This window comes from Bradyrhizobium cajani (assembly GCF_009759665.1).
GTDB classification, from domain to species: domain Bacteria; phylum Pseudomonadota; class Alphaproteobacteria; order Rhizobiales; family Xanthobacteraceae; genus Bradyrhizobium; species Bradyrhizobium cajani.
Genome location: NZ_WQNE01000046.1, coordinates 32803 through 48470, shown reverse-complemented (window position 1 = coordinate 48470; position 15668 = coordinate 32803). Strand labels below are relative to the sequence as shown.

Sequence of the window (15668 nt, the reverse complement as noted above, 5' to 3'; positions counted from 1 at the left end):
CGCCCGCCCTGTTCGATCGCGCATTGCTGCATGCGCGGCAGCGTCGCGCGCTGGCGCAAGGGCCGGTGACCTTCCTGCTCGATCGCGTCGCGGAGGACATGTCCGATCGGCTGGCGGCAGTGATGCGCGAGTTTCACGCACCGGCCGATCTCTGGACGCCCGGCGAGGGTCTCGCGGCGTTGCGCACGCGGCTGCCCGCCATCGCGCGCATCGCACCCGATGCGGCGGCTGCGGAGACGTTGCCTTTCGCGCCGGAAAGCCTCGATCTCGTCGTCTCGGCGCTGGCGCTGCAATTCGTCAATGATCTGCCGGGCGTGCTCGCGCAAATCCGCCGCGCGCTGAAGCCGGACGGGTTGCTGCTCGCCGCGATGATCGGCGGCGACAGCCTGACCGAGCTGCGTCAGGCTTTTGCTGCGGCGGAAGCCGAATGCGAGGGCGGCGTTTCGCCGCGCGTGGCGCCGTTCGCCGACCTGCGCGACATCGGCGCACTGTTGCAGCGGGCGGGCTTTGCGCTGCCGGTGACCGACGTCGACCGTGTCGTGGTGCGCTATGGCAACGCGTTCGCGCTGATGCAGGATCTCCGCCGCATGGGTGCGGCCAATGTGCTGATCGAGCGGCGGCGCACGCCGACGCGCCGCGCGACGCTGCTGCGCATGGCCGACATCTACACCGAGCGCTTTGCCGATGCCGACGGCCGCATTCGCGCCACCTTCGACATCATCTGGCTCTCCGGCTGGGCGCCGCATGCGAGCCAGCAGCAGCCGCTCAAGCCGGGGTCGGCGAAAGCGAGCCTGGCGGAGGCGGTGAAGAAGGCGGGAGAGACGTAGGCTGTTGGTGCCGTCATTCCGGGGCGGTCCGCAGGACCGAACCCGGAATCTCGAGATTCTCAGGTGCGCAATTGCGCACCATAGGTCGCGCTGTCGCGCGCCCCGGAATGACGGTCGTGAAAATTCACATCAGCAGATCAATCAAATGCGGGATCAGCGGAATGTCCGCTGGCGGCATCGGGTAGTCGCGCAGCTTGTTGGCGCGAACCCAGGCCAGGTTTTGGCCTTCGCGTGCGGTGACCTGCCCCTCCCAGCGCCGGCAGATGTAGAGCGGCATCAACAGGTGGAAGGTCTCGTAGCCGTAGCTCGCAAAGGTCAGCGGCGCCAGGCACGGCTCGGCGACGGTGATGCCGAGTTCCTCGTGGAGCTCGCGGATCAGGCTCTGCTCCGGCCGCTCGCCCGCCTCGAGCTTGCCGCCGGGGAACTCCCAGAGGCCGGCCAGCGCCTTGCCTTCGGGGCGCTGCGCGATCAGGACGCGCTTGTCGGCGTCGACCAGCGCGCAGGCCACCACCAGTGTCAGTTTGAGATCGGCCATCGGCTTTCAGCTACGACCTGTAATCCCCGTTGATCGCGACATACTCCTTGGTCAGATCGCAGGTCAGCACGCGGTCGCGGCCCCTGCCGAGCCCGAGCGAGACCTTGATCGCGATCTCCGGCGCCTTCATCGCGTCCGACACCTGCGCCTCGTCATAGGACGGATCGCGCGCGCCGCTCTTGGCGACGCGGATGCCGTTGAAGGAGATCGACAGCTTGTCGCGGTCGGCCGGCTCGCCGGCCTTGCCGACCGCCATCACCACGCGGCCCCAATTGGCGTCCTCGCCGGCGATCGCGGTCTTCACCAGCGGCGAGTTCGCGATCGACATCGCGATCTTGCGCGCCGAGGCCTTGGTCTTGGCGCCCTCCACGGTGATCTCGACCAGCTTGCGCGCGCCTTCGCCGTCGCGGGCCACCTGCTCGGAAAGATTGGCGAGGATCTGATTGAACGCCTTGACGAAGGCCTTGAGGCGCGGGTCGCTGGCGCGGCTGATCTTCGGCGCGCCGTGCTCGGCCGCAGCCCCCGTCGCGAAGGCGAGTAGGGTATCCGAGGTGGAGGTGTCGCCGTCGATCGTCACCGCGTTGAAGGTGTCCTCGACGCCGCTTTTGAGCAGGGCCTGGAGCGCGGCCGGCGCGATCGGCGCGTCGGTGAAGATAAAGGACAGCATCGTCGCCATATCGGGCGCGATCATGCCCGCACCCTTGGCCATGCCGTTGATGGTGACCTTGGCCTTGCCGAGCTTCACGGTCGCGGTCGCGACCTTCGGGAAGGTGTCGGTGGTCATGATCGCCTTGGCCGCGGCGAGATAATCGCCGGGCTCGGCGGTCTCGGCGAGACGGCCGAGCACGCCGTCGAACTTGGTCGCGTCCAGCGGCTCGCCGATCACACCGGTCGAGGCCAGGAAGATCTCGCTCTCGCTGCACCCCACCGCCTTGGCCGCGATCTTCGCGGTCAGCGCCGTGGAGGCCCGGCCGGTCTTGCCGGTGAAGGCGTTGGCGTTGCCGGAATTGACGACGAGGGCGCGTGCCTTGCCGCCCTTCAGCTTGGCGCGGCACCATTCCACGGGGGCGGACGGGCATTTCGATTTGGTGAAGACGCCGGCGACCGCGGTGCCCTTGTCCATCACCGCCAGCAGCACGTCGGTGCGGTTCTTGTAGCGGATGCCGGCCTCGGCCGTCGCAAGACGGACGCCCGCGATCACGGGCATCTCGGGAACGTGTTTCGGGGCGAGGGGAGAGACGGAGGAGGACATCGCGGGGCGCCTTGGTGAGGTCTGAATATGCAGATGCCCGGCACAGGGCCGGGCATCACGAAGGCTTAGATACTCTTCACGTCACCGAAGTGACAGCGAATTCTTACTTCTTCGCCGGCGGCGCCATCTTGCTGTCGGACGGCTTTGCGTCAGAAGGCTTGGCCGGGTCGGCCGGCTTAGCATCCGGCTTGGCATCCTTGGATGCATCCGCCTGGTCCAAGCGCTCGACCTTGGCTTCCGCGCGCAGCTTGGCGACGTAGTCGGCCTGAGCCTTGCGGGTGACGTAGTTCTCGATCTGGGCCTTGACCTGCTCGAAGTCCGGCGCCTTGCGGTTGCGCTTTTCCTCGACCTTGATGATGTGCCAGCCGAACTGCGACTTCACGGGGTCGGAGATCTTGCCCGGCTCGAGCGCAAAGGCCACGGCCGAGAACTCCGGCACCATCTGCTCCTTGGTGAAGAAGCCGAGGTCGCCGCCGTCGGCAGAGCCCGGATCCTTGGACTTCTTCTTGGCCAGCTCGGCGAAATCGGCGCCCTTGTCGAGCTCGGCCTTCACCGCCTTGGCCTCGTCCTCGGTCTCGACCAGGATGTGGCGGGCGCGCACTTCCTGCTCGCCGGTGATCTGCTTGGAGGCCTCCTCATAGACCTTCTTCATGGCGTCGGGGGTGGTGGCGGCCTTGCCCTCGCCCGCGAGCAGGCTGTCCATCAGCAGCCGGTTGCGGGCGAACGCCAGGCGCTTCTTGAACTCCTCGCTGTCGCCGACCTTCTTGTCCTCAGCCGCCTTGGCGACGATCTTCATGTCGATCAGGAAGGACAGGACGTTCTCGTCCTTGGTCGCCGGGTCCATCTGGGCGAGGCTGGGCCCGAGTTCCTCCTCGGCCATCGCGACGTCGCTCTTCTTGATTTCCGCGCCATTGACCTTCGCCAGCACCGGATCGTCGGCGGCCCGGAGCGGGCCCGCGAACGCCAGGGACAGCGCCAAAGCGAGGCAGCCAGCCAAGGCGGAGGCATGGCGGAAACGCTGGCCGGTGGTTACCGGGAACGAGGTGGTCATGGAAAATCCTTTTGTTGAAGCAGGGGGCTGCTCGAGCGGGGCGGACACTCGCCCAATTCAGGGGGGCTTGGCAACGCGAAAAGTCTGTCAAAATGATGAATTAGCGGCAAGGCGGCCGCCGTTGACAAGGCCCTGACCGGGCCATATCTCTGCGCGGTCGCGTCCATGGCGATGGCGTTTATTTTGCTGCGTTTTTGGCCGTTGAACCCAGACTTGCCCAATTCCCACCCATATGGCGGATGAGCCCCGCAGTCCGGGCCAAAAGCGCCATCAGGCGTCACGGTGAGTTGATAGGCAAAAGGGTGACAACTTCTTGGCTGCAACGCGGTTAAATCGCGAACACAGGAACTAGGCATGATCGGCGCGCTCGCCCGCAAGTTTTTCGGCTCCGCCAACGACCGGCGGGTGAAGGGATATCAGTCCCGCGTCAACGCGATCAACGCGCTGGAGCCCGAAGTCTCGAAGCTCTCCGACGAGGCGCTGAAAGCGCGCACCGCCGAGTTCAAGAAGCAGATTGCCGAGGGCAAGACGCTCGACGACCTGCTGGTGCCGGCCTTCGCCACGGTGCGCGAGGCCGCCAAGCGCACGCTCGGCCAGCGCCATTTCGACGTCCAGCTCATCGGCGGCATGGTGCTGCATGAGGGCGACATCGCCGAGATGAAGACCGGCGAAGGCAAGACGCTGGTGGCAACCCTCGCGGTCTACCTGAACGCGCTCGCCGGCAAGGGCGTCCACGTCGTCACCGTCAACGATTATCTCGCCCGCCGCGACTCCGGCTGGATGGGCCAGATCTACGGCTTCCTCGGCATGACCACCGGCGTGATCGTCCACGGTCTCGACGATGCCGAGCGCAAGGCGGCCTATGCCTGCGACATCACCTACGGCACCAACAACGAATACGGCTTCGACTACTTGCGCGACAACATGAAGTACCGGCTCGAGGACATGGTCCAGCGGCCGCACTTCTTCGCCATCGTCGACGAGGTCGACTCCATCCTGATCGACGAAGCGCGCACCCCGCTGATCATCTCCGGCCCGCTCGACGACCGCTCCGACTTCTACAACACCATCGACGGCTTCCTGCCCAAGCTCGACAAGTCCGACTACGAGGTCGACGAGAAGCAGCGCACGGTGACGCTGACCGAAGCCGGCATGGAGAAGATCGAGACGCTGCTGCGCGATGCCGGCCAGCTCAAGGGCGAGTCGCTCTACGACGTCGAGAACGTCTCCGTCGTGCATCACATCAACCAGGCGCTGCGCGCCCATACGCTGTTCACGCGCGACAAGGACTACATCGTCCGCGACGACGAGGTCGTCATCATCGACGAGTTCACCGGCCGCATGATGCCGGGCCGGCGCTACTCGGAAGGTCTGCACCAGGCGCTCGAAGCCAAGGAGCACGTCCAGGTTCAGCCCGAGAACCAGACGCTGGCCTCGATCACCTTCCAGAACTACTTCCGCATGTACGAGAAGCTGGCGGGCATGACCGGCACGGCCGCGACCGAAGCGGACGAACTGTTCGACATCTACAAGCTCGAAGTCGTGGAGATCCCGACCAACCTGTCGATCGCGCGCCTCGACGAGGACGACGAGGTCTACCGTACCCAGCAGGAAAAATACGGCGCGATCCTCGCCGAGATCGAGCGCGCCAATTCGCGGCTCCAGCCGGTGCTGGTCGGCACCGCCTCGATCGAGAAGTCGGAAGTGCTCGCCGAATTCCTCAAGAAGAACGGCTACAAGCAGATCGACTTCGGCAAGGACAACGCGCTCGACAAGCTCTATGCCGCGGCCCGCGCCGGCAAGCCGGCCAAGCTGTTCGCCGTGCTGAACGCGCGCTTCCACGAGCAGGAAGCCTACATCGTCGCTGAAGCCGGTGTCCCCGGCGCGATCACGATCGCGACCAACATGGCCGGCCGCGGCACCGACATCAAGCTCGGCGGCTCGCTGGAGATGCGCATCCAGCAGGAGACCGCCGCGATCACCGACGAGGCCGAGAAGGCCAAGAAGATCGAGCAGATCAAGGCCGACATCGCGCATTTCCGCGACATCGTGCTGAAGGCCGAGGAGACCGTCGAGATCGAGCCGGCGAAGGGTTCGAAGCCCGCCAAGACCGTGAAGAAGCCCGGCGGCCTCTACATCATCGGCTCCGAGCGGCATGAATCCCGCCGCATCGACAACCAGCTCCGCGGCCGGTCCGGCCGTCAGGGCGACCCCGGCCGCTCGAAGTTCTTCCTGTCGCTCGAAGACGACCTGATGCGCATCTTCGGCTCGGATCGTCTCGACAGCATGCTCCAGCGTCTCGGCCTGCAGGAGGGCGAGGCGATCATCCATCCCTGGATCAACAAGGCCCTGGAAAAGGCGCAGCAGAAGGTCGAAGCGCGCAACTTCGACATCCGCAAGAACCTGCTCAAGTTCGACAACGTCCAGAACGACCAGCGCAAGGTGATCTTCGACCAGCGCGTCGACCTGATGAAGGACGAGAGCGTCGCCGAGACCATCGCCGACATGCGTCACGCCTTCATCGACGATCTCGTCGCCAAGCACGTGCCCGAGCATGCCTATGCCGAGCAGTGGGACGTCGCCGGCCTGAAGGAGGAGCTCAAGCGCGTGCTCGATCTCGACCTGCCGGTCGACGACTGGGCCAGGGAGGAGGGCATCGCCGACGAGGAGTTGCTCACGCGCATCGAGACCAAGGCCGACGAGCATATGGCGGCCAAGGTCGCGCAATGGGGTCCCGACGTGATGCGCTACGTCGAGAAGACCATCCTGCTCCAGACCCTCGATCATCTCTGGCGCGAGCACCTGATCATGCTCGACCATCTGCGCCAGGTCATCGGCCTGCGCGGCTACGGCCAGCGCGATCCGCTCCAGGAGTACAAGACCGAGGCCTTCAACCTCTTCCAGGAGATGAGCGCGCATCTGCGCGAGGCCGTCACGGCGCAGCTGATGCGGGTCGAGATCATCCCGCCGGAGCAGGAAGCCCCGGTGCTGCCGACTATGGAAGCGCACAAGCTCAATCCGGATACCGGCGAAGACGAAATGGCCCTCGCCAGCGTCACGCTCGCCCCGCAAGCGACCGACGCGGCGCTGCGCGATCCCAGGAACCCCGCAAGCTGGGGCAAGGTCGGCCGCAACGAGGATTGCCCCTGCGGCAGCGGCAAGAAGTACAAGCACTGCCACGGGCGGTACGCGTAGCAGCTAGCTCCGCGAACGTGGGGCGCGATGTTCGCGCTTCACTTTCGACCGTCATTGCGAGGAGCACTTGCGACGAAGCAATCCAGAATCTTTCCGCGAACAGATTCTGGATTGCTTCGCGGAGCCTGTTATCGGGCCGCGCTCCGCGCGGACCCGTTGGCTCGCAATGACGGGGTAGGGCACGAGCGTGTCCCCCACCGTCGTCGCCCGGCTTGACCGGGCGACCCAGTACGCCGCGGCCTCCCGGTTCAATCTCATCCGTCTCTGGAATACTGGATCGCCCGCTTGCGCGGGCGATGACAGCTGAGTGTGTGGTGCGCAGCTCCCACCACATCGTCGTCCCTGCGAACGCAGGGACCCATACCGCGGAATCTATCGACGGCGCGCAGTCGTCGTACCGCGCGAGAAAGCGCAACCAGCAGTCTTCGCCAAATCCAATCCTGTGGTTATCGCGACGAGCGCAAACGCTCGCGCGGAGGTCCCGGATCTGCGCTTGTCCGGGACGACGTGTCGAGAGAACTCGTAAGCCGCCTTGTAGCCCGGATGGAGCGAAGCGCAATCCGGGAATTCTGTCGTTGTTCGGGGAAAGACCCGGATTGCGCTTACGCTCCATCCGGGCTACTGCCGTGCAGCGAGACGCGCTGCCCATCGCTCAATTCGAGCTGTCGATCAGGCTCTCGAGCAGCCGCTTCAATTCGCTGGTCGACTTGTCGCCGTAGCTTTCCAGGATGTGCTCCTCCTGGTCCACCGCGAGCGAGTTGAGTTTCTTGCACAGCACCTTGCCGCGGTCGGAGATGAACATCAAAACCTTGCGGCGGTCGTTCGGGTCCTGCACGCGATAGACCAGCGTGTCGGAGACCATGCGGTCGATCATCTTGGTCAATGTCGGATGGTTGAGCAGCACGGCGTCGGCGAGCTCGCCCATCGAATGGCCGTTGCCATCCGACAGCACCTTGAGAATGCGCCACTGCTCGACCGGCACGCCTTCCTTGCTCAACCGCAGTTCGAGCTGCCGGTTGATTTCCCGGTTGGCTTGCGCGAGCAGGTAGGCGAGGTGTTCGGTGATCGGGGAGTTTTCTTTCGACGGTTTTGCCACGGCTAAGACTTCGTCTTGACCCAAATGAGTGAATGTCTTGCAATCAATGCTGCATCTATATGCACTTCAATTGTTGAATATTCAATATTTTCAAAATAGGATCATTGCCCAACAAAAGGGCGGAAGCCGCGGCCGCCTGCTCAATGTGCTTTCAGGTCTGGTGTCAGACAGGAGTTGGCGTGCGCGCGACGGTGAACTTCCCGGCTCATGGCGGCCCGGCGTTGCCGCCGTCATTGCTGTTCAGGAATCTGTCGTCATCGGCGGCTGATGCTGCGTTGTCGCCGAGCGATCACGCCTTCTTCAGGCGGCGGGGCGCCAACAGGCTGCGCATCGGCGGTTTCATCTGCTGCACCGGTTCACCCGGAGTCTGGGGGCCTTGCGCCACCAACAGCGCGCGGCTCGCGGTCGCCGAGATCAACAAGCGCGGCGGCCTCCTCGGCCGCGAGATCGAGCTTTCGATATATGACGCCGGCGGGCCGCTCGATGAAGTGTTGAACCGCGCCGAGCAGGCCATCGCGTTCGACGAGGTCGATCTGATCGTCGGGCTGCACACCAGCGCGGTCCGCGTCGGCTTGCGCGACGTCACCACGCGTCATCGCATTCCCTACATCTATACGCCGGTCTACGAAGGCGGCGAGCGCACACCCGGCGTGATGGCGATCGGCGAGACGCCGCGCTGGCAGAGCCGGCCGTCGATCCACTGGCTCGCCGACGTCAAGAGGGCGACGCGTTGGTACCTGATCGGCAGCGACTACGTCTGGCCCTGGCAGTCGCACCGCGCCGTGAAGAACTACATCAAGGAAACCGGCGGCCACGTCGTCGGCGAGGAGTTCGTTCCCCTCGGCGAGGACAATCACGAGCCGCATCTGGCGCGCATCCGAGCCGCAAGGCCGGACGTCGTGCTGATCTCGCTGATCGGCACCGACAGCATCACATTCAATCGTGCCTTCGGCGAATGCGGCCTTGGCGCCACCACGCTGCGGCTGGCCGGGGCCATGGACGAAACCGTGCTGCTCGGCATCGGCGCCGACAACAGCGAGAACATGTTCTGCGCCTCGGGCTATTTCACCGGCACCGGCACGCGCGCCAATGACGACTTCCAGAGCCGCTATCGCGCGATGTTCGGGCCGAACGCTCCGCCGATCGGCTCGGTCGGGCAGTCCAGCTACGAAGGCCTGCGCTTTCTCGAAGCGGTCGCGAACAAGGCCGGTTCGCTGTCGATGGGGCCGATGCTCGCAGCCGGCCGCAACATCGTCTACAGCGGCGCCCGCGGTCGGGTCACCGTTCGCAATGGGCATGCGCGGACGCCGATGCATCTCGCCGAAGCCGACGGTCTCGACTTCAGGCTGATCAAGCCGATCTGACACGCGCGGCGATCCGCGCACGCTTCAATTCAAAATAATACTTGAAAAGGAAAATATTTCCGTTTTGAATGTTTCGGCGAGGCCGATGGTGCGCGTCGCGCATGGGCGGCCGCGCCCAAGGGACAGTTCCAAGGGACCGTTTCAAGGGATCGTTTCAAGAAACTTCAGGAGAGCGCCGTGACAGTTGTCCTTCCCACGCCAGCCCAACTTCGCAGCGTCGCCGAGCAGTGCGGCCTTTCGCTCACCGACGACGACATCGCCTCGTTCCGCGGCCTGATGCAGGGCTCGATCGAGGCCTACAATCTCGTTGCCGCGATGCCGGACGAGGTGCCGGAGGTCAAATACCCGCGCACGCCGGGCTACCGGCCCTCGGCCGAGGAGAACCCGCGCAACGCCTGGTACCGCAAGTCGACCGTGAAGGGCGCTGCCAGCGGCAAGCTCAAGGGCAAGACCGTCGCGCTGAAGGACAACATCATGCTGGCCGGCGTGCCCATGACCAACGGCTCGTCGACGCTGGAAGGCTATGTGCCCGATTTCGACGCCACCATCGTCACGCGCATGCTGGATGCCGGCGCCGAGATCAAGGGCAAGGTGCATTGCGAGCACTTCTGCCTGTCCGGCGGCAGCCACACCGGCTCCTACGGGCCGGTGCACAATCCGCACAAGATGGGTTACTCGGCCGGCGGCTCGTCGTCAGGCTCGGGCGTCGTGGTTGCGCTCGGCGAGGTCGACATGGCGATCGGCGGCGATCAGGGCGGCTCGATCCGCATGCCGTCCTCGTTCTGCGGCATCTACGGCATGAAGCCGACCTGGGGCCTCGTGCCCTATACCGGGATTATGCCGATCGAAATCTACGTCGACCATACCGGCCCGATGACGGCGACGGTTGCCGACAACGCGCTGCTGCTCGAAGTGCTCGCCGGCGACGACGGCTACGATCCGCGCATCAAGGCGCCGAAGGTCGAGGAATACACCAAGGCGCTCGGCCAGGGCGTCAAGGGCATGAAGATCGGCATCGTCAAGGAAGGCTTTGAGCAGCCGACCGCGGAGGCCGCGGTGAATGAAAGCGTGCGCGAGGCGGCGAAACGCTTCAAGGATCTCGGCGCCAGCGTCGAGACGGTCTCGATCCCGATGCATCTCCTGGGCGGCGCGATCTGGACCCCGATCGGCACCGAAGGCCTGACCCAGACCATGATGTTCGGCGACGGCTACGGCCTCAGCCGCGGCGATCTCTATTCGACCTCGCTGATGGATTTCCATCGCGGCTGGCGCCGGCAGGCCGACTCGCTGTCCGAGACCACGAAATTGTTCATGATGCTCGGCACCTACATCAACAACAATTTCGGCCCACGCTTCTACGGCAAGGCGCTCAACATCTCGCGACGGCTGACCGCGGCCTACGACAAGGCGTTCGGGGACTACGATCTGTTGCTGATGCCGACCACGCCGATGAAGGCGACCAAGCTGCCGGAGCCCAACGCCAGCCGCGAGGAATACGTTGCCCGCGCGCTGGAGATGATCTCCAACACCGCGCCGTTCGACATCACCCATCATCCCGCGATGTCGCTGCCCTGCGGCATGGTCGATGGCCTGCCGGTCGGCCTGATGCTGGTCGGCCGTATGTTCGAGGAAGCCACCATCTACCGCGCCGCCCATGCCTTCGAGCAGAACGGCGACTGGAAGAAGATGTGAAAGGTCTGTTGATGCAGGCCGGAAGCGCAGCGCATGGCTAACGCGTTCGTCGCGGCGTTCGAGATCCTGAGCTTCGGCGCGATCATCGTCCTGATCGTGCTGGGGCTCGGGATCATCGCCAGCATGATGGGTATCTTCAACTTCGCGCAAGGCGAGTTCGTCCTGCTCGGGGCCTACATCACCTGGCTCGCCTACGCCAAGGGGTTGCCGATCTGGGCCGGCATGGCCGCCGCGCCCGTCCTGGTCGGCGCGCTCGGCTTCGTGCTGGAGGCGCTGATCATCCGCAGATTCTACGCCGCGCCGATCGTGGCCATGCTCGGCACCTACGCGCTCGGCCTGATCATCCGCGAATCCGTGCGCGGCCTGATCGGCGGCTTCTATCTCACCGTGCCCGAACCGATCGGCGGCTCCATCGATATCGGCGCCATGCACATCTCGGCCTGGCGCTTCACCATCATCGTCATCACGCTGCTGGTGATGGCGGGCTGCTATCTGCTGCTGTCGCGCACGAGCTTCGGCCTGCGCATGCGCGCCACGCTCGAAAATCCGTCGTTGGCGCGGGCTTCCGGCATTTCAACGCCCTTGATGTACGGTGCCACCTTCGCCTTCGGTTCCGCGCTTGCCGGGCTTGCCGGCGCGCTGATCGTGCCGGTGTTCAGCCTGTACGCGGATCTCGGCCTGCGCTTCCTGATCCAGGGCTTTGTCGCCGTGATGGTCGGCGGCGTCGGCTCCTTCATCGGCCCGGTCGCGGGCGCCGGGGTCATCGGCACGCTCAGTGCCGCGTTGCCCTGGGTGATGGCGCCCGTCGTCGCCGACGTGCTCGTCTTCGTGCTCGCCATCGTCTTCATCAAATTCCGCCCGCAGGGCCTCATCGCTGGAAAAGGGGTTTAATCACATGTTCGATACTCAGATTTCGCGACGCCGCTTTCTCTCCAATTTCGCCTTTGCCTCCGGCGCGGTCGCAACCGGCGTCGGCAGCTGGGTGATCCCGGCGCCCTGGGCCAATGCGGCCGAGGCCCCGATCAAGGTCGGCATTGCGACGGACCTCACCGGCCCGATCGCCTATGCCGGCAATGCCGACGCCAATGTCGCCAAGATGGTGATCAAGGAAATCAACGCCGCCGGCGGCCTGCTCGGCCGTCCGCTCGAGCTCTACATCGAGGACACCGCCTCCAACGAATCCGTCGCCGTCGGCAACGTTCGCAAGCTGATCCAGCGCGACAAGGTCGACATGGTGCTGGGCGGCATCACCTCGTCGATGCGCAACGCGATCAAGGATCCGATCGTGGCGCGCGGCAAGACGCTCTACATCTACCCGCAGCTCTATGAGGGCAAGGAGTGCACGCCGTATCTGTTCTGCACCGGACCGACGCCGGCGCAGCAATGCGACGAGTTCATCCCCTGGCTGATCAAGAACGGCGGCAAGAAATTCGCGCTGCCGAGCGCCAACTACGTCTGGCCGCACACACTCAACGTCTATGCCCGCAAGGTGATCGAGCAGAACGGCGGCGAGGTCGTGTTCGAGGAATACTATCCCCTCGACCAGGTCGATTTCTCCGCGACCGTCAACCGCATCGTCTCCAACAAGGTCGACGTCGTCTTCAACACCGTCATTCCGCCGGGCGTCGGCCCGTTCTTCAAGCAGCTCTATGAAGCCGGCTTCCTCAAGAACGGCGGGCGTCTCGCCTGCGTCTACTATGATGAGAACACGCTCAACATCAATCAGGCCGCCGAGATCGAGGGCCTCGCAAGCTGCCTCGACTATTTCAAGGTGCTGACCAAGGAGAACCCGTTCGACGCCAAGATCCAGGCGGCCTACGAGAAGGACTTTCCGGGCAACTTCCTGTTCGCCGCCGGCAGCGCCGCCACCGGCACCTATCGCGGCCTGAAGCTGTGGGAGGCCGCCGTCAAGGAGGCCGGCAAGATCGATCGTGAATCGGTCGCCGCCGCGCTCGACCACGCCAAGATCGCCGAAGGCCCTGGGGGACCAGCCGAGATGGTGCCGGGCAAGCGGCACTGCAAGATGAAGATGTACACCGCGGTCGCCAAAAGCGGGAATTACGAGATCGTCGGGCGCAGCAACGGCCTCGTCGATCCCAAGGAATGCTGAGGCGGAATGCTGAAGTCGATGAGTGTGGTAAGAGAGGCCATCGCCGGCGACGAAGCGGACGACGCGATGGCTGAACGCGTGGCAGCGGGACAGGCCAGGAAACAAGTCAAGGCAGGTCGAAAGGTCCTGCCGATCGTCGAGGGCGTCGTGCTCGTCGCGGCCCTGCTCGCCCCACTGGTGCTGCAGGACTACCTCACGGTGTTCGCGACGCGCGTGATCATCCTGGCGCTGTTCGCGCTGTCGTTCGATCTGGTCTGGGGCTACGCCGGCATCATGAGCTTCGGCCAGGCCCTGTTCTTCGGCTCGGCCGGCTATGGCGTGGCGCTGCTCGCACGCGACCTCGACATCACCAACATCTTCCTGGTGCTGCCGGCAGGCACCATCATCGGCCTCACCTTCGCGCTGCTGCTCGGCGGCTTCCTGCTGCTCGGGCGGCATCCCTCCAGCGTGATCTTCGTCTCGCTGGGCACGCTGACCGGCTCTTACGCCGCCGATCGCCTGGCGCGCGGCTGGTACTATCTCGGCGGCCAGAACGGCATCCCCTCGATCGCGCCGATGACGCTCGGTGGTTACGAGTTCTCGGAAGGGCCGGCATTCTACTACCTGGTCCTCGGCATCCTCGTCGTCGTCTACCTGCTCTGCCGCTTCCTGGTGCGCTCGCAATTCGGCCTCGCGCTCGCAGGCTTGCGCGAGAACGAGCAGCGCATCGCCTTCTTCGGCTACAAGGCGCAGCATCTGAAGGCGATCATCTTCGCCATCGGCGGGGCGATCGCAGGCCTTGCCGGCAGCCTCTATGCCTTCCACGAGGGCTTTGTCTGGCCCAACATGGTCGGTGTGGTGGTCTCGACGCAGGTCGTGCTCTACGTCCTGTTCGGCGGCTCCGGCACGCTGATCGGGGCCGTCATCGGCACCGTCATCGTCGAGGGCGTCAGCTTCTGGCTGTCAGACAATTACCGCGACGTCTGGCCGATCATCCTGGGCGTGCTGCTGCTGCTCGTGATCCTGTTCCGGCCGCTCGGCCTGATCAGCTTCGTCTTGGGCGAACGCGAGCGGGTCGGCAGTTTTGGTGCCAAGGCAAAGGAGAAGCGCAATGCCGCTCCTTGAAGCCGCCGGCATCAGGAAGGTGTTCGGCAAGCTCACCGCGCTCGACGATGCCGCGCTCACCGTCGGCGAGAACGAGTTTCACGGCCTGATCGGCCCGAACGGCTCCGGCAAGAGCACGCTGATGAAGTGCATTGCGGGTGCCGAAGTGCCGACGCAGGGCAAGGTCTCCTTCGTCAACAGCGATATCACGACGTTCACGCCGACCGAGCGCGCCCGGGCCGGCATGAGCCTGAAATTCCAGATCACCAGCGTGCTGCCGTCGCTGACGCTCTACGACAACATCCTGCTCGCGCTCCAGGCGCAGTGCTCGCTGTTCGATCTCGTGTTCTCGCGCACGCGGGGCGCGCTGCACGATCAGGTCATGACCATGCTGAGGCAATTTCGCCTCGCCGACCGCGCCTTCGATGCGGCGGCTGCCTTGTCGCACGGCCAGCAGCAATGGCTGGAGATCGCGATGGCGCTTGCCGGCAAGCCGAAGCTGTTGCTGCTGGACGAGCCGACCGGCGGCATGAGCCTGGAGGAGCGCCGCGTCACCGGCGAATTGCTCCAGCCGATCAAAAAGCATTGCTCGCTCGTCATCGTCGAGCACGACCTCGATTTCATCCGCGACATCTGCGATCGCCTCACCGTGCTCGACCAGGGCAAGGTGCTGGCATCGGGCACCGTGTCCGAGATCCAGGCCAACACATCCGTCCAGGAGATTTATCTGCGCCGTGCCTGAATTTCTGGATATCAAGCATCTCGACGCCGGCTATGGCCGCAGCCAGGTGCTGTTCGACGTCACCCTCGGCATTCCCTGGCGCGGCGGCGTCGCGGTGCTCGGCCGCAACGGCGCCGGCAAGACCACGCTGATGAAGACCATCGTCGGCGAATTGCCGGCGTGGAAGGGCGAGGTCGCCTTCGACGGCCGCGACATCAGTCGCCGCCGCACCGAGGAACGCGTCCGCGCCGGCATTGGCTACGTGCCGCAGGAGCATTCGGTGTTCGCGCGCCTGTCGGTCCGCGACAATCTCGCGGTCGGCTCGCTCGCGAGCAAGGATAGCGCTGCGGTCGATCGCGTGCTGACCATCTTCCCGAAGCTCGGCCAGCGCCTCGACCAGCCTGCCGGCACGCTCTCCGGCGGCGAGCGCAAGATGCTCGCCATCGGCCGCGCCATGCTCGGTGATCCCAAGCTATTGCTGCTGGATGAACCCACCGAAGGCGTCTGGATCGGCGTGATCGAGGAGATCACCGAACGCCTGATCGAGCTTGCGAAGTCAATCGCCGTCATCATCGTCGAGCAGCACCTCGACCTCGCTTTGCGCGTCGCCGACTACGCCTACGTGCTCGACCGCGGCCGCGTCGCGCTGCAGGGGGAGGCGGGCGAGGTGAGGGGCAATCCGGAACTGATGCGGTATCTGGCGCCGTAGGGCCGCGACTGCCGTCAAATTGCATGGCGCACG

General features: G+C 64.9%; 13 protein-coding genes. 9 read left to right on the top strand and 4 right to left on the bottom strand.

Annotated features, from left to right (window positions below; genetic code table 11):
- On the top strand, positions 1–827 hold an 827-nt coding region (locus GPL20_RS34760; protein WP_246251179.1), incomplete at its 5' end, for a methyltransferase domain-containing protein.
- 124 nt (positions 828–951) lie between these two features.
- Here the strand turns inward: GPL20_RS34760 and mutT are convergent.
- From mutT to GPL20_RS34745, 3 genes are all read right to left on the bottom strand, one after another.
- Positions 952–1362, bottom strand: a complete 411-nt coding sequence (gene mutT, locus GPL20_RS34755) for an 8-oxo-dGTP diphosphatase MutT (protein WP_130215853.1) — start codon at positions 1360–1362, stop codon at positions 952–954.
- 10 nt (positions 1363–1372) lie between these two features.
- On the bottom strand, positions 1373–2614 hold the full coding sequence (gene argJ, locus GPL20_RS34750) for a bifunctional glutamate N-acetyltransferase/amino-acid acetyltransferase ArgJ (RefSeq protein WP_157336612.1): 1242 nt from the start codon (positions 2612–2614) through the stop codon (positions 1373–1375).
- Positions 2615–2717: 103 nt separating this feature from the next.
- A complete protein-coding gene (locus tag GPL20_RS34745; RefSeq protein WP_157336610.1) occupies positions 2718–3665 on the bottom strand; it encodes a peptidylprolyl isomerase in 948 nt (315 codons plus the stop codon).
- A gap of 354 nt (positions 3666–4019) precedes the next feature.
- Here GPL20_RS34745 and secA point away from each other — a divergent pair, with 354 nt between their 5' ends.
- Positions 4020–6860 (top strand): preprotein translocase subunit SecA, encoded by a 2841-nt coding sequence (gene secA / locus GPL20_RS34740; RefSeq protein ID WP_157336608.1) that lies wholly within the window; start codon positions 4020–4022, stop codon positions 6858–6860.
- Between the two features lie 652 nt (positions 6861–7512).
- Here secA and GPL20_RS34735 read toward each other — a convergent pair.
- The gene (locus tag GPL20_RS34735; RefSeq protein WP_025576502.1) at positions 7513–7956 is read right to left on the bottom strand and encodes a MarR family winged helix-turn-helix transcriptional regulator; all 444 of its coding nucleotides are present in this window, start codon (positions 7954–7956) and stop codon (positions 7513–7515) included.
- A gap of 179 nt (positions 7957–8135) precedes the next feature.
- Here GPL20_RS34735 and GPL20_RS34730 point away from each other — a divergent pair, with 179 nt between their 5' ends.
- The 7 genes from GPL20_RS34730 (at position 8136) to GPL20_RS34700 (ending at position 15635) form a co-directional block, all read left to right on the top strand.
- Positions 8136–9320 (top strand): substrate-binding domain-containing protein, encoded by a 1185-nt coding sequence (locus tag GPL20_RS34730; RefSeq protein WP_254125482.1) that lies wholly within the window; start codon positions 8136–8138, stop codon positions 9318–9320.
- A gap of 177 nt (positions 9321–9497) precedes the next feature.
- Entirely contained in the window at positions 9498–11012 is a 1515-nt protein-coding gene (locus GPL20_RS34725) for an amidase (RefSeq protein WP_254125480.1), read from the top strand.
- 33 nt (positions 11013–11045) lie between these two features.
- Positions 11046–11903, top strand: a complete 858-nt coding sequence (locus GPL20_RS34720; protein WP_157336604.1) for a branched-chain amino acid ABC transporter permease — start codon at positions 11046–11048, stop codon at positions 11901–11903.
- A gap of 4 nt (positions 11904–11907) precedes the next feature.
- The gene (locus tag GPL20_RS34715) at positions 11908–13122 is read left to right on the top strand and encodes a substrate-binding protein (RefSeq protein WP_157336602.1); all 1215 of its coding nucleotides are present in this window, start codon (positions 11908–11910) and stop codon (positions 13120–13122) included.
- A 6-nt stretch (positions 13123–13128) separates the two neighbouring features.
- Complete coding sequence (locus GPL20_RS34710) at positions 13129–14226, top strand: branched-chain amino acid ABC transporter permease (protein WP_157336600.1); 1098 nt, start codon at positions 13129–13131, stop codon at positions 14224–14226.
- Positions 14213–14947, top strand: a complete 735-nt coding sequence (locus tag GPL20_RS34705) for an ABC transporter ATP-binding protein (protein WP_157336598.1) — start codon at positions 14213–14215, stop codon at positions 14945–14947. Before GPL20_RS34710 ends, GPL20_RS34705 begins: the two co-directional genes overlap by 14 nt.
- Positions 14940–15635 (top strand): ABC transporter ATP-binding protein, encoded by a 696-nt coding sequence (locus tag GPL20_RS34700; RefSeq protein ID WP_212435103.1) that lies wholly within the window; start codon positions 14940–14942, stop codon positions 15633–15635. The genes GPL20_RS34705 and GPL20_RS34700 overlap by 8 nt, the downstream gene beginning before the upstream one ends.
- Positions 15636–15668 lie beyond the last annotated feature (33 nt).